The sequence below is a fragment of the Bacteroides sp. D55t1_190419_B8 genome (genome assembly GCF_015558905.1).
GTDB lineage: Bacteria > Bacteroidota > Bacteroidia > Bacteroidales > Bacteroidaceae > Bacteroides > Bacteroides vicugnae.
The window spans coordinates 38,431-54,640 of sequence record NZ_JADMOU010000030.1; the positions used below are offsets into that span (position 1 = coordinate 38,431).

The window sequence follows — 16,210 nt, forward strand, 5'->3', positions numbered from 1 at the left end:
TAAGAAAGAACTAGCATGATAAATATAAAAAATATGGCGGTACTACTCTTCAGTTTGTTAGTACCGGGCCTGACTATTGCCCAAACAGAAGTACTTTACAATGGTATACACTTGCCTGAACAGTGGCCTCCCCGTTATGGGGAGCCACAAAAGGCACAAGATATGCCAGTGCCTTATCTAAAGCAGAAACCTGAAGTTATCTCTGTAAATGTAGGTAGACAGTTATTTGTTGACTCATTTCTGATTGCAGAAACCAACCTGGAAAGGATTATCCATACTCCCCGGTTCTACGAAGGAAACCCGGTACTCGGACCAGACAAAGAATGGGAGAAGACAACCGAAGGGGGACTCTATGCAGCTCCCTTCAGTGACGGGATATGGTATGATGAAAAAGACCAGAAGTTCAAAATGTGGTATCTGGCAGGTGCGGGTGTTCTCCATAAAGGAGACAATCAGACATTCTATACAGGATATGCCGAATCTAAAGACGGTAAACACTGGACAAAACCAACACTGGATATTTGGGACCAAACCAATATCGTAGACACCTGTAATCGTGATGCAGCCACTATTTGGTTGGATAAACGGGAAAGAGATCCGTCTAAACGATATAAAATGTTCAATGTAGAACGCCGTCCCACTGACCGTCGGTGGCAGTTTGTCCTGAAATATTCGTCCGATGGAATTCATTGGGGAGAAGGAGTGGCGCAATCCGGTGATTTATACGACCGTTCATCCGTATTCTACAATCCTTTCCGTGATGTCTGGGCATTAAGTATGCGTTATGGAACCAACGTATCTTCCCGCTCGCGTAGCTATCTGGAAAACAAAAACCCTGAAGAAGCAATAAGTTTTGCACATCGTATCCGAAAAGGAGTACCCGATAAAAATATAGTCTATTGGTTTACTCCAAGTGATAAGGAGCCACGCCACCCGGAGTTTCCGGAAGTAGATCCGGGCATCTATAATTTCGATGCCATCGCTTATGAAAGCGTTATGCTGGGACTGTACAGTGTATGGCAAGGCCCGGAAAATGGAGTTTGTGCCAAACTGGGTATCCAGAAGAAGAACGAAATCTTCCTGGGGTACAGTCGTGACGGTTTCCATTTCTACCGTCCCTCTTTCAAGCCTTTCATGGCAGTGAATGAGACGGATGGAGCGTGGAACTGGGGCAATATGCAGTCTATCAACGGTGTGCCTTTAGTAGTGGGGGATTCACTCTATTTCTATTCCAGTGGACGACAAAAAAACGAGATTATGTGGGACAGCTATACTTCTACGGGACTGGCAACTTTGCGCAGGGATGGTTTTGTCTCCATGCATGGAGACAAAGGCGGATACCTGCTGACCGAGAATCTTAGTTTTGATGGCAAGTACCTCTTTGTCAATGCAGACGTAAAAGGGAGTATGTTCGTCGAAGTCTTGGATGCAGATGGAAATCCATTGGAAGGATTTACCCGGAAAGACTGCGTCCCCGTGAAGAAGACAGATAAAACCAAACAACTGATTACATGGAAGAAACACCAGGATATAGCATCGCTCATCGGGAAACCCATCCGATTGAAGTTCTACTTGGATAACGCTGATATTTACGCATTTTGGATTTCTCCATGGCAAACAGGTGAAAGTCGTGGATATACAAGCGGTGGCGGACCCGGACTGTCTGCCAGTGGTATAGATGTCCCTGCGAATCAATAAAGGATAAAGGACTATGAAATATTTATTTTATACATTACTCTTTTGGCTACCCTGTATGCTGATAGCCTGTGGTGATAGCGATGATACTTCGGGTGGAGGTGACAATCCACCGGTAGTAGTTCCGCCCGACGAAGAGCCGGCCGACCCACGGTTACTATACAATGGAATTCGTTTACCCGAGCAATGGCCTCCGGTACGTTCCTCTTCGTCCGAATTGGAAAAAGGGATGTCTCCTTTTTATCTGTCGGACAAACCTTCTGTCATCCATATTTCGATAGGACGCCAGTTGTTCGTAGATAATTTCCTGATAGAATCCACCAATCTGAAACGTACTTTCTATTATCCTGAATATTATTCGGGCAATCCGATATTGACACCGGATCAGGAATGGGAGAAAACCGGAACAAAAGGTGCCGCCTTTGCCGCTCCATTCAGCGATGGAGTGTGGTATGACGAAAAGGAGGGAAAATACAAGATATGGTATATGGCAGGTGGTGGTTCTTATGCAACCAGCGGAGCAGGAGTGACTTGTTATGCCGAATCGACGGATGGTATTAACTGGACAAAACCGGTTCTTTCGGTCGTGCCCGGAACCAATATTGTTGATTATAACTCCGAACGTGATGCATCTGTTGTTTGGGTAGACAAACAGGAAAGTAATGCTTCGAAAAGATACAAAATGTTTTTAGTGGCGAGGGAAGCCGGAAAATGGAGATATAATTATAAAACTTCTTCAGATGGTAAAGTGTGGCGTGCTGCAACCCAATCGGAACCGATTGCCGACCGTTCCACAGTCTATAAAAATCCGTTCAGAAACGTATGGGTATATAGTATGCGGCACAATGTCCGGGTAGATGCAAACAAATTAGTACGTGCCAGAGATTATAATGAAAATATCGATCCACAGGCTGGTACAAAGAAAGCAGAAGCCCTATTGAGTGCGTTTTGGTTCGGTCCATGGGCCAATGAACAACGTCATCCTGACTATCCAGACATCGCTCCTGCAATATACAATCAGGATGCCATTCCTTATGAAAGTATTATGCTGGGATTCTTCTCCGTTTGGCAAGGTCCGGAAAATGATGTCTGTGCATCTGATAATGTGATTAAGAGAAACCAGATAATGGTAGGGTATAGCCGGGATGGATATAGTTGGTTTCGTGAAGACATGAATCCTTTCCATGCAGTGAACACGACCTCATCGGATGCCTGGAATCAGGGTAATTTACAATCTGTGGCCGGAACTCCGTTGATTGTGGGCGATAAGCTCTATTTCTACTTGAGTGGCCGACGTTTGAGAGGAACACAAGAAATCACCACCACCGGACTGGCTATGCTTCGCCGGGATGGATTTACATCTATGAAAGGAACAGGGGAGTTGCAAACCTCCTTACTGAAATTTGATGGTTCTTACTTCTTTGTGAATGCCAACGTTGCAGGAGAAATGAAAGTTGAACTTTTAGACTCCGATAATAAAGTAATCGAAGGCTTCTCCAAAGACGACTGCAAAGTCTTTAAAGGTGATAATGTAAAAGCCAGGATCGAATGGACCGGCAATACTTCGTTAGCCTCTCTTAAAGACAAACAAATAAAAGTGAGATTCTATATTGACAATGGTGAAATTTTCGCTTTTTGGATTTCTCCTTCCATGAATGGGGAAAGTATGGGCTATACTGCGGGTGGAGGTCCAGGACTGAATATTTCCGGAATAGATAAAACCAATTAAAAAGTAAATGCTATGAATAAAGTAACTTATTTAGTATCATTGATTTGTATTCTTCTGTTTTCTTCATGTGAAGAAGATAAAGTATATTATAACACTGCGGCAAAAGCAGACTTCACCATCGGTGAAGATATGTACGAATTGGGACAGACTGCTGTCTTTAAAGATGCTTCCATTCCCGATGAGGGAAATCAGATTGTGTCTTGGCTATGGGAATTCGGAGATGCGGCAAAGTCTGTTTCAATGGAACAGAATCCTACCTTTATCTATCAGTCGGATGGCACATTTACCATCAAACTGACCGTTACTGACAATAACGGATTACGTGCCAGTGCAAAGAAAGATCTCACGATTCTGGACCCCGCAAAAGCAATTAATGTGATGTGGCAAAAGGAGATGGGTGGCCCGATTGAAAACACCGTTTCACCTGCATTATCAGCAGATGGCAAGACTGTTTACATGATAACCGATCAGACTTCTACCGGAGCTTTTGATGTGAAACTGTTCGCTTATGATACTTCCAATGGGGCTCAAAGATGGGCATTCGATGTGACCGCCAAGATGAACGAACTGAATCCCGGCGGCGGAGCCAGTATGGTATATGCAAGTCCGACCGTAGGACCCAATGGAGATATATACATAACAGTCCGTGACTTGAAACCGGCGGGTGCGGAACATCCCCGCGCATTATTCCTGTTTGCCGTAGGAAGTGATGGTAGTATGAAATGGGCATATAAAGCCGCAGATTCTAACTTATACGCAGTGACTCCGGCTATTGATGCTTCAGGTAATATCTATTTCGGACATAGAGGTAAGAAATTGATTGTCTTGAGCCCGGCAGGTAATGTTATCAAAGAAATAGCTTTGGATATGGAAGTATTGTCCGGTGTATCCTTATCTAAGAATGGAACGATTTATTTCGGTTCTTCCGGTAAAAACGGATATTTCGGTTATGACTTCGCTACGGGTGCTCAACAGTTTGTGTACCAGAAAGATTTGGGCGGTACAGCATTAAAGGGAAACTCCTATACGGTAGGAGCGGACGGAACAATCTATACCGTAGCCGAACTGACTACAGGTGGTGCCATAGTAGCTTTGAATCCTGATGGAACAGAAAAATGGGTATATAAAACTCCGGGAGCTATAATCAACGGTGGTGTTGCAATCGGTGCAGATGGAACAATTTATGCCAATGGCGGAAAAACGGTTGCCGATGAAGTTTCGGCAGGTGTTGTCGCTCTGAATACAGACGGTTCTCTGAAATGGCATTACGCTACGACAGATGATGTAAACAACTGCGTTCCGGTGATTGATAACAGAGGATATATCCACATTATTTCGGATAAAGCCGTTTACTATATTGTGAAGCAGGATGGTAGCTTGCTAGCTTCCGCCGAATTGGGAGTCAAATGTTTCTCCAGCCCGGTGATGGACTCAAAAGGATATTTATATGTGGGAATCGAAGCTGTGGCAGGTGCATCGGATATGGTATGTATCTCGTCAGGAGCAACTTCCTATGCTGACTCTGCATGGCCTATGAAAGGACAGAATCCCCAACGTACCGGTTTACAAAAGTGACAATCCTGCTAACCGGAAAATTATGAAGAGATATTTATCATTGGTCATTCTCTTATCCTTCGTATATGCAGGGTTGATAAAAGGACAACCTGGCCGCATACTTTTTGTAGATACGATAGAAATTGAGAAAACAGATCTCCAACGAATACATCATCTTCCTCTTTATTATTCAGGTAATCCTGTTCTGAAAGCCGATAAGAAATGGGAACTGAATATAAACGGAGACCCCTATGCCGCTCCTTTCAGCGGCGGGGTATGGTATGATGAAACGGATCGGAAGTTTAAGATGTGGTATTCTGCCGGTGGTGGCAAGTTATTAGGACTTGTCACCTGCTACGCAGAGTCTTCGGACGGAAAGAACTGGATAAAGCCGGAACTTACTATTGTTCCGGGCACAAATATAGTGGATACGCTGGAACATGATTGCGTTTCGGTATTGCTAGACAAATTTGAGAAAGATTCTGCCAAACGTTATAAAATGTTTGTTGTAGAATTTAATAATCGCTCCACTGTCAGTATGAAACTCAAATATTCTTCCGATGGGATTCACTGGAGTGCTCCCCAAGCACTTTCAGGTGAACTGTACGACCGCTGTGCGGCTTATTATGATCCGTTCCGCGGCAAGTATATTTTATCGTTGAAAACAATAAATGACATTTACCGTCGTTCACGTAATTATTTGGAACACGAAGACCCGGAAATGTTGGTTAGTCTGGCACACAGGGTATATGATAACCAAAGTGACAAATTTATCCGGTATTGGTTTCATGCCGACGACGATGACCCGCGTCATCCTCAATTTTCGGAATTGCGTCCACAGATATATAACCATGAAGCAATGCCCTATGAAGGATATATGCTGGGATATTTTACAGTTTGGCAAGGACCGGAGAATAATATTTGCGACAGTTTGAATATTCAAAAAAGAAATGAAGTATTGATAGGCTGGAGCAAAGACGGTTTCCATTGGAACCGGGAGAACAAAACTGCTTTCCTTCCGGTAAGTGAAGATTTTCATGCATGGAATGCTGGTAATGTGCAATCCACTGCGGGCAATCCTCTCATTGTGGGAGACTCTCTTTATTTCTATGTCAGTGGACGCTATAATAGCAAACCCAAGCATGATTCGAACTTTGCCACCGGATTGGCAACACTCCGTCGGGATGGCTTTGTCTCTATGAGATCGGAAAAGAAAGAAGGCTATGTGATAGTAAGAACTCTGATTCCGAAAGATGGAAAATACCTGTTTGTCAATGCAGATGTGAAAGGAACTTTAGCAGTGGAAGTCTTAGAAGAAAACGGGCAACCTCTGGAAGGATTCACAAAAAAGGATTGCATACAGATAAAAAATACGGATAAGACAAAACTAATGATTTCATGGAAGAAGCATTCGGAACTGGAATCTTTAAAGGAAAGAATGATTCGGTTAAAGTTTTATCTGAATAAAGCCGATTTATATTCATTTTGGATTTCCGCATGGCAAACAGGTGAAAGTTGTGGTTACACAAGCGGTGGCGGACCGGGCTTATCGGACAAGGGGATAGATGTCCCCGTGAATTAAATAGAGAAATAACTAAATATATTGAACTTAAAAAATTATATGATGGAAAAGATTATAGGATTAATCAATGCCCCTTTTACTCCGTTTTATGAAAATGGAGAAGTAAATTATGAACCTATCGAGGCATATGCAAAATTGCTTATAAAAAATGGTTTGAAAGGTGTTTTTATCAATGGCTCCTCCGGAGAAGGCTATATGCTGACCGATGAAGAACGGATGAAACTGGCGGAACGCTGGATGGAAGTTGCACCGAGAGATTTTAAAGTGATTGTGCACGTGGGTAGTTGCTGTGTAAAGTCGAGTCGGATGTTGGCGGAACACGCACAGAAAATCGGAGCTTGGGGAATTGGTGCTATGGCACCTCCTTTCCCTAAAATCGGACGGATAGAAGAATTGGTAAAGTACTGCGAAGAAATTGCCGCCGGAGCACCGGAACTTCCATTCTACTATTATCATATTCCTGCATTTAACGGAGCATTTCTGCCGATGCTTGCTTTCCTGAAAGCTGTTGAGAACCGTATTCCTAATTTTGCAGGCATTAAATATACTTTCGAAAGTCTGTATGAATACAATCAATGCCGCTTATATAAAGATGGTAAGTTTGATATGCTTCATGGACAGGATGAAACGATTCTTCCTTGCTTGGCAATGGGAGGTGCACAAGGGGGAATTGGGGGGACAACCAATTATAATGGCATAAACCTGGTAGGAATTATTGATGCCTGGAAAGCTGGCGAACTGGAGAAAGCCCGTGAACTGCAAAACTTCTCGCAGGAAGTGATTAACGTTATCTGTCATTTCCGTGGAAATATTGTTGGCGGCAAACGCATTATGAAGTTGATTGGCCTTGATTTGGGCGGTAACCGTACTCCTTTCCAAAATATGACTGTTGAGGAAGAAAAACAGATGAAAGCGGAACTGGAAGAAATACATTTCTTCGATCGTTGTAATAAATTCTAATAGGAAGAAAGTATGAAGAATATAATTGAATATATACAGCATTGGGCGGATACCTACAAGAATGATATGCAGAATAATATCATGCCCTTTTGGATGGAACATGGACTGGATGCAGTGAATGGCGGCCTATATACTTGTGTAGACCGTGAAGGCACATTGATGGATTCCACAAAATCCGTTTGGTTTCAGGGACGTTTTGCTTTTACTTGTTCTTATGCCTATAATCATATCGAAAAGAACCCGGCATGGCTGCATGCAGCCAAAAGCACGCTTGACTTTATAGAGAAGCATTGCTTTGATACGAACGGGCACATGTACTTTGAGGTAACAGCAGACGGACGACCTTTACGCAAGCGGCGTTACATCTTTTCCGAATCATTTGCAGCCATAGCGATGTCCGAATACTCCATTGCATCAGGAGATAGAACTTATGCAGTAAAAGCGCTCGAACTGTTCAAACGTATGCAGTATTTTCTGCAAACTCCCGGATTGTTAGCACCTAAATATCTGGATACACTTCCCATGAAAGGACATTCCATCACCATGATACTGATAAATGTAGCTTCCCGGATTCGGGAAGCTATTCAGGACGAATGTCTGACACTGCAGATTGATGAATCTATCGCTCAATTAAAAAATGATTTCTTGCATCCCGAATTTAAAGCCTTATTGGAAACAGTAGGACCGAACGGTGAGTTTATAGATACTAATATGGGGCGTACCATCAATCCCGGACATTGTATTGAAACAGCCTGGTTCCTATTGGAGGAAGCAAAATTGCGAGGTGAAGATAAAGAGATAGAAAAACTGGGATTGCAGATTTTAGACTGGTCATGGGAGTGGGGCTGGGATAAAGAATTTGGTGGCATTATTAATTTCAAAGATTGCAAAAATCTTCCCTCGCAAGATTATGCTCAAGACATGAAATTTTGGTGGCCGCAAACAGAAGCAATTATCGCTACTCTCTATGCCTATCTGATAACGAAAGAAGATAAGTACTTGGAAATGCATCAGCAAATCAGTGAATGGACCTATACCCATTTCCCGGATAAAGAATATGGAGAGTGGTATGGTTATCTTCACCGGGATGGTACGGTAGCCCAACCGGCAAAGGGAAATTTATTTAAAGGTCCTTTCCATATTCCCCGCATGATGACAAAAGGATATATGCTTTGTGAGGAAATAATGTCTGAAACAAAAAAAGAAATAAAATGATTGTATCCAATTTACAACATAGCCAACGGGTGGAGAAACTTCACCCGTTGTTCAAGCAACTTTTCGATTATGTGAAATCACATGACCTGCTACACGAAGAACTGGGAACTATCAGACTGGATGGTGATAACCTGATTGTCAATAACATCTATCCTGAATGTATTGCTGAAGGGAAACGTTTGTTAGAACTGCATCATGATTATATAGACGTGCACATCTTACTTGAAGGTACAGAAACCATTGGTTGGAAAGCCCTTGAAGAATTAAAAGTGGAAAGGCAAGCTTATGATAAAAAGAGCGATTGTGCTCTCTATGGTGATGTTCCCACTACTTTCATCAATCTCTTACCCGGACAATTCGTCATTGTATACCCGGAAGACCCCCACGCTCCGGCTATCGGTAAAGGCTGGATACGCAAACTGATAGCCAAAGTAAGAGTTTAAAAAAACAGTCTCAAAAATCTTTTAAATACAACTACCATGAAAAATAAAAATATTTATCCATGGGTAGTAGTTGCGTTGCTTTGGGTAGTAGCGTTGCTCAACTACATGGATAGACAAATGCTTTCTACAATGCAGGAAGCAATGAAAATAGATATTGTAGAACTGACAAAAGCAGAAGCTTTCGGCGCGTTGATGGCTGTATTTCTTTGGATATATGGCTTTATGAGTCCGGTTGCCGGTATCATAGCAGACAGGATCAGTCGTAAATGGCTAATCGTCGGGAGTTTATTTGTTTGGTCTGCCGTGACTTTCCTGATGGGATATGCAACGTCATTCGAACAATTATATGGTTTGCGTGCTGTGATGGGGGTTAGTGAAGCATTGTATATTCCTTCCGCTTTATCGCTGATTGCCGATTGGCATCAGGATAAATCACGCTCGTTAGCTATTGGAGTACATATGACCGGACTATATGTCGGTCAGGCTATTGGCGGGTTTGGTGCTACAGCTGCGGCTGCTTTTTCCTGGCAGAGCACTTTCCATTGGTTTGGAATCGTCGGTATTGCTTATTCTGTAGTCCTTATCTTCTTCTTGCATGAGAATCCTATTCGGATGAAAATAGAAAAAGTGGTTGTAAGTGGTGTTAGCAAAGGCGATTCGATAGGGAAAGGGTTATTACTGCTATTTTCTAATATTTCTTTTTGGGTGATATTGTTTTATTTTGCGGCTCCGAGTTTACCCGGCTGGGCCACAAAGAACTGGTTGCCGACTCTATTTGCCGAGAACCTGGATATTCCGATGTCGCAGGCAGGACCTATATCAACGATTACCATTGCTTTGTCTTCATTTGTCGGAGTGATACTTGGTGGATTTTTGTCAGATAGATGGGTGCTGAAGAATATTCGTGGACGTGTGTATACGGGAGCCATCGGACTGGGGATGACAATTCCCGCCTTATTGTTGCTAGGTTTCGGACATGGGTTTGTCAGTGTCATAGGTGCGGGATTGCTGTTTGGCGTTGGTTTTGGTATTTTCGATGCTAATAATATGCCTATTCTATGCCAGTTTGTTTCTGCTAAATATAGAGGAACAGCGTATGGAATTATGAATATGACAGGAGTCTTTGCAGGAGCAGCCGTAACTCAATTACTGGGAAAATGGACAGATGGAGGAAGTTTAGGTGAAGGATTTGCCATGCTAAGTATTGTAGTTGCGCTCGCACTAGGGTTACAATTGTACCTTTTAAGACCTAAAACAGATAATATGGAATGAAGATTTATGGGTATTACTTTTGTAAATTGCAGATTAATAAGAAACTAAACTGATTTTAGGTTTCTTTAAAACGTGGCGGGAAATTTGAAAAAGACGATTGTGTTTTTCAAGTTTCCCGCTGTCTTTTGAAAAGAACCGATGAAGAAGTGACAGGTGTGACAGAGGATTTATAACATTCGCGATTTTTTTTATTAGAAAATATAGATAGAAAAATAAAAAAGTAATAAGTTGCAATTCCTCTGTCACACCTGTCACTTTTTGTTTTAATTTTAGGTATACCAAAAAAGAAAGTGGTAAAAGAGAATCGGCTACAGGATCCTGCAGCCGATTCTTGTTGGAGGCCATTCATTATTAGTACTAACCATCATTCATAGAATACCCCCTTTCATATATAGTCAGTCTAGTCAGCAGCGTGGTACGGGTGTGTAAACCAGAAGCAGGAACCTACTCCTTCAGTCGAATCCACGCCAATTTCTCCTCCCATCTGGGAAACAATGCTCTTACAAATAGAAAGTCCGAGTCCTGTACCTTGGGCAAAAGTATTCAGTTTCACAAAACGTTCAAATACGCTCTTTTGCTTTTCTTCCGGTATTCCCATTCCTGTGTCGTGCACATAGAATTTTATTTTCTGATGGGATATTTGTTCGTAGCCAAGGGTGATAGTGCCTTGCCGGGTGAACTTTAATGCATTATTTATAAAGTTACTGATTACTTGGGTGAATCTATTCTTATCTGTGTAGATATAACATTCCGGCAGTATCTCCTCAAAAATCAGTTCAACGCCTTTACCCACTTTCATACCCATTGATTTGATGATTTCAGAACAAGTCTCGTTTACATCTACATTGGTATATACAAAATTAAATGTTCCAGCTTCAATTTTCGAAAGATCGAGAATGTCCGATATCAGTTGCAAAAGAAGTTCATTATTCTCTTGTACGATTTTGATATATTCCTGCCGTTCGCTTCTGCTGTCCGTTTCTGCCAGAAGGCTGGAAAAGCCAACAATAGCATTGAGAGGAGTACGAATCTCATGACTCATATTGGCCAGAAAAGCCGACTTCAGGCGATCCAGTTCTTCTGCTTTATCGCGGGCAATAATCAATTTCTGTTCAGTCTCTTTCAAAGGCGTGATGTCGTAATTGATACATAGCATCTCAATAACGCCGTCTTGGGGACGATAATCTCTAACCATTACATTAATGCTGGTCCATGTATATTTGCCATTTTCCCTGCAGACACGAACTTCTTTGCGCAAACTGGTTGCTTTTCCTTCTTTCACTTCGCGCACAAAGTTCTTCAGAACCGCCTGATCTTCAGGAACCACATGAGCATATACTCCGATAACCTGTGGCATGGGAATACCTTCCTTTTCTCCCAAATTCCTGTACCATGTATCCTGGGCATACCCGTCTCTTGTCAGTACATTGAAATGGGCAAACCCTACCTTGGCATAATCACCGATCAGAAGAAACAGATTCTCAAATTCCTGTATCTTGGTGTATGCATTGGTTGTCTCTGTCGTATCTATATTGATAAACAGATAGTTGATAAATCGGTTTTGAGAATCATAGAGAGCGGTAACTTTAGTGGTAAGATTGATAATCCCTTCCCTATGAGTGTCTACATATCGATTTATTTTTGAGAAATCATAATTGATGGAGAAATTTACATCTTCTTTAGCTTTCAATTTTTCTTTTATCTCTGAAGGAATATTAGGATTGTTGAACAAGTTGACTCCTAAGGCCTCATTTTTGTCAGATAAACCAAATATTTCAAGTTCTTTATCATTGATGTCTACCAGATAACCGTCTTTATCGTAAAGTTCGACACCTGCTGGAAGATTCTTGTAGATGTTTCTCAATATCTTTTCGCTGTTGTCCAAAGCAATACGATCTTCTTTGGCCTGCAACTCCGATTTCCGTAATCCGATGCAAATACTGATAATATTTGCGAGGGAGGAGAAGCATTGATAATCCACATTGCTCCAGCTTCGTTGTGTTCTTACCATATCGATTCCCATGTAGCCCCATACTTCTTCTTTGGATATTAAAGGGACTACCATCAGTGATTTAATATCCTGCATTTCTAATGTACGGCGATATTCTTCTGCTTCTTTTGGCATGTCATCCAGAGTGTTCAGGATAATTGCCCTTCTTTCGGCTATCTGATGATTCCACCAAGTAGACGGGTCCCAAGGGATATTACTTAAGAAATCCTGTTCTTTGGAGATGCCTTCGGCTGTGGCTTCATAAGTACAGTCCTGGCGTTGTTTTTTTCTGTTTATTTCGAAGATATAAATACGATCACCCTGAAACTGTTTGAGGAGATCTCCTAATGTCTCGTTAATCACTTGAGTCACATCATCACATTGCAGAAACGCAAGCAATGAATATGAAATATTATTCTGCTGATAGAGCAAACTGCTGACTTGAAGGAAATCAATGTTTCCATTTGAATTATCGATAGGTCTGTCAATATATTGTAGAAAGCCGGTCATATTCCTGTATCCCTCTTTATCAGGCTTCTGGAAACTGATTTTGGAGTACACCCAAATTTCCCCGTCTTTTGCCCGGATAGGAAACATTTGTTCGTAAGTCTGTAAATTGGATAAGGACAGGTATTCGTTTTTAAGACGTAGCCGATGGTCTTCACGTATTCTTTGATGGAATTCGGTGAAACTGATACGGTTACTTTTAAGACCGAGTAAGACTACAATAAAGTCAGAGCAGATATATTCTTGATTCTTCAAATCTGACTCCCACCATCCCATTTTGGCCATTTGTGCTATCTGAACGTATTTTTCATAGTCATAATTTGTTTGTTCTTTCATATTGTCTGCTCTTGTTTTCTGTTTTTATATTCTAAGACACTAGCTGGCAAAGATAAGTATAACTTTTAAATAATGAGGCGTTTGTGTATCATCGCGGGAGGAAAATGGAAGTCTGGTGCCGAAAAGTGGAAAAAGAGACAAATGAGTACAAACAGGGGATTATTTCGTCTTCTTCTTAGTTAGGAAGTGAATTATATAATCTATAATATATATCAGAAGAATGAAAAATACCAGATTATTCATGTTTGCGGCATGCACACTTTTTTTAGCAGCGTGTGGCAGGCAAACCGTGAAGATTATGACTCCGCCGGATGCGTCAAATCGTGTTTTGTTTGGTGCGGAGCAGTTACAGGCTACCTTGGATAAAGCCGGTTATCAGGTAATGATGCAACAGGGAGACACAACATTCTCCGACGCCGAAATCAAAACAATCTTGCTGACGGAAGTGAATGACACGACACTCAAGAAAGAAGGTTTTCATATTTCGACGACCGGTAACCTGACCAGAGTGTCCGGCAGGGATGGGAGTGGCGTCATTTACGGATGTCGCGAACTGATAGACCGTGTGAATGACTCGGATGGTCGGTTGAATTTCCCGGAGGAATTGAAAGACGCTCCTGAAATGGTATTGCGTGGGGCTTGTGTAGGATTACAGAAGATGACCTACCTGCCGGGACATGGTGTATATGAATATCCGTATACTCCGGAAAGTTTCCCTTGGTTTTATGATAAAGAACAGTGGATTAAATACTTGGATATGCTGGTTGCCAATCGCATGAATTCACTGTATCTCTGGAATGGACATCCGTTTGCTTCATTGGTGAAACTGGAAGATTATCCGTTTGCACTGGAAGTAGATGAAGAAACATTCAAAAAGAATGAAGAAATGTTCTCTTTCCTCACAGAAGAAGCGGACAAACGCGGTATCTTTGTGATACAGATGTTTTATAATATTATTCTTTCCAAACCTTTTGCTGAACATTACGGGCTGAAAACACAGGATCGTAATCGTCCTATTACTCCTTTGATTGCCGATTATACACGCAAGAGTATTGCCGCGTTTATAGAAAAATATCCCAATGTAGGACTACTTGTTTGTCTGGGTGAAGCGATGTGTACGGTAGAAGATGATGTGGAATGGTTTACAAAAACAATTATTCCGGGAGTGAAAGACGGATTACAGGCATTGGGACGTACGGATGAACCGCCTCTTTTGTTGCGTGCACACGACACGGACTGTAAACTGGTGATGGATGCTGCATTGCCGCATTATAAGAATCTTTATACGATGCATAAATATAATGGTGAATCGTTGACAACTTACGAACCTCGTGGCCCCTGGTCGAAAATACATACGGATTTGAGCTCATTGGGTTCCATTCATATCAGTAACGTACATATCCTGGCCAATCTGGAACCGTTTCGTTGGGGCTCTCCGGATTTCGTACAGAAAGCGGTAACTGCCATGCATAATGTACACGGTGCCAATGCACTGCATCTTTATCCGCAGGCTTCTTATTGGGATTGGCCCTATACGGCTGATAAATTGCCGAACAACGAACGTGAGTTCCAATTGGATCGTGACTGGATTTGGTATCAGACATGGGGACGTTATGCATGGAACTGCCACCGAGATCGTACTGATGAAATGGGGTACTGGAATCATCAGTTAGGCAAATTCTACGGAACATCTGACGAAAATGCAAGCAATATCCGCGTAGCTTATGAAGAAAGTGGTGAGATTGCTCCGAAGCTATTACGTCGTTTCGGTATCACAGAGGGAAATCGCCAGACATTATTGCTGGGTATGTTTATGAGCCAACTTGTCAATCCATATAAATATACCATCTATCCGGGATTCTATGAAAGTTGCGGACCGGAAGGGGAGAAGCTGATAGAATATGTAGAGAAAGAATGGAAAAAGCAACCTCATGTAGGTGAAATGCCTTTGGATATTGTTGCTCAAGTAATAGAACACGGGGATAAGGCAGTAGCGGCTATTGATAAGGCGGCCACCTCCGTATCTTCAAATAAGGACGAATTTGCCCGTTTACAAAATGATATGCATTGTTATCGTGAATTTGCGTATGCGTTCAACCTGAAAGTGAAAGCCGCCAAGCTGGTATTGGATTATCAATGGGGCAAAGACATCAAAAACCTTGAAGAAGCTATTCCTTTGATGGAACAAAGCCTGGAGCATTATCGTAAATTGGTGGAATTGACAGACGAACATTACTTGTATGCCAACAGTATGCAGACAGCTCAACGTCGTATTCCTATCGGTGGAGATGATGGAAAGAATAAGACTTGGAAAGAATTGCTGGTACACTACGAAAAAGAATTGGAGAACTTCAAAGCTAATCTCGCCCTGTTGAAAGAAAAACAGAATGGAAATGCGGTGACTGAAACTGTAGAGATTGCTGCCTGGGCTTCTGCAAACGTAAAACTGATCTCTAATTATCCGGCAGTGAAAGTGGAGGAGGGTACTTCTTTATTTGTCGATCTTCCGGGTAAGATAGAAGCAGTAGCTCCTGAATTGAAAGGAATGAAAGCGCTTCGTTTCAATGGAAACGAGCAGAGAGAGAAAGGTACGAGTATCACTTTTGAAACAGATGCTCCGGTGAGATTATTAGTAGCCTATTTCAAAGATGACCAGAAAAAGTATGCAAAGGCTCCGAAACTGGAAATCGATGCATCAGCCAATGATTACGGTCAGGCGGAACCTGTGTTGACGAATGCTGTCCGTATCAACGGAATGCCTTTGGCAAATGTACATGCATATAGTTTTCCGGCCGGAAAGCATACGCTGATGTTACCCAAAGGTTATCTGCAAGTACTAGGATTTACTGCTGCGGATATGAAGGTGCGTAATGCCGGACTTGCCGGGGATGAAGAAACAATGGATTGGTTATTTTACTAAGTCCTTA

10 protein-coding genes are annotated in these 16,210 nt (G+C 42.1%); 9 read left to right on the forward strand and 1 reads right to left on the reverse strand.

Annotated features, from left to right (window positions below; genetic code table 11):
• Positions 1–15: 15 nt before the first annotated feature.
• The 8 genes from I2I13_RS20065 to I2I13_RS20100 are packed head-to-tail and all read left to right on the forward strand — an operon-like array spanning position 16 to position 10,450.
• Positions 16–1,698, forward strand: a complete 1,683-nt coding sequence (locus tag I2I13_RS20065) for a hypothetical protein (protein ID WP_195650319.1) — start codon at positions 16–18, stop codon at positions 1,696–1,698.
• Between the two features lie 13 nt (positions 1,699–1,711).
• Positions 1,712–3,424: a hypothetical protein gene (locus tag I2I13_RS20070; protein WP_195650320.1), complete on the forward strand. Its 1,713-nt coding sequence runs from the start codon at positions 1,712–1,714 to the stop codon at positions 3,422–3,424.
• Positions 3,425–3,436: 12 nt separating this feature from the next.
• Positions 3,437–4,999, forward strand: a complete 1,563-nt coding sequence (locus I2I13_RS20075; RefSeq protein ID WP_195650321.1) for a PQQ-binding-like beta-propeller repeat protein — start codon at positions 3,437–3,439, stop codon at positions 4,997–4,999.
• Between the two features lie 22 nt (positions 5,000–5,021).
• The gene (locus I2I13_RS20080) at positions 5,022–6,560 is read left to right on the forward strand and encodes a hypothetical protein (protein WP_195650322.1); all 1,539 of its coding nucleotides are present in this window, start codon (positions 5,022–5,024) and stop codon (positions 6,558–6,560) included.
• 42 nt (positions 6,561–6,602) lie between these two features.
• The gene (locus tag I2I13_RS20085; RefSeq protein WP_195650323.1) at positions 6,603–7,520 is read left to right on the forward strand and encodes a dihydrodipicolinate synthase family protein; all 918 of its coding nucleotides are present in this window, start codon (positions 6,603–6,605) and stop codon (positions 7,518–7,520) included.
• A gap of 12 nt (positions 7,521–7,532) precedes the next feature.
• Positions 7,533–8,735, forward strand: a complete 1,203-nt coding sequence (locus tag I2I13_RS20090; RefSeq protein ID WP_195650324.1) for an AGE family epimerase/isomerase — start codon at positions 7,533–7,535, stop codon at positions 8,733–8,735.
• Positions 8,732–9,178, forward strand: coding sequence for a YhcH/YjgK/YiaL family protein (locus tag I2I13_RS20095; RefSeq protein WP_007760210.1), 447 nt, complete (start codon positions 8,732–8,734; stop codon positions 9,176–9,178). The genes I2I13_RS20090 and I2I13_RS20095 overlap by 4 nt, the downstream gene beginning before the upstream one ends.
• Before the next feature lie 36 nt (positions 9,179–9,214).
• Positions 9,215–10,450, forward strand: coding sequence for an MFS transporter (locus I2I13_RS20100; RefSeq protein WP_195650325.1), 1,236 nt, complete (start codon positions 9,215–9,217; stop codon positions 10,448–10,450).
• Positions 10,451–10,850: 400 nt separating this feature from the next.
• Here I2I13_RS20100 and I2I13_RS20105 read toward each other — a convergent pair whose 3' ends face one another.
• A complete protein-coding gene (locus tag I2I13_RS20105) occupies positions 10,851–13,283 on the reverse strand; it encodes an ATP-binding protein (RefSeq protein WP_195650326.1) in 2,433 nt (810 codons plus the stop codon).
• A gap of 220 nt (positions 13,284–13,503) precedes the next feature.
• Between I2I13_RS20105 and I2I13_RS20110 the strand changes: the two genes are divergently transcribed.
• Positions 13,504–16,203, forward strand: coding sequence for a hypothetical protein (locus I2I13_RS20110; protein WP_195650327.1), 2,700 nt, complete (start codon positions 13,504–13,506; stop codon positions 16,201–16,203).
• The last annotated feature ends 7 nt before the right edge of the window (positions 16,204–16,210 follow it).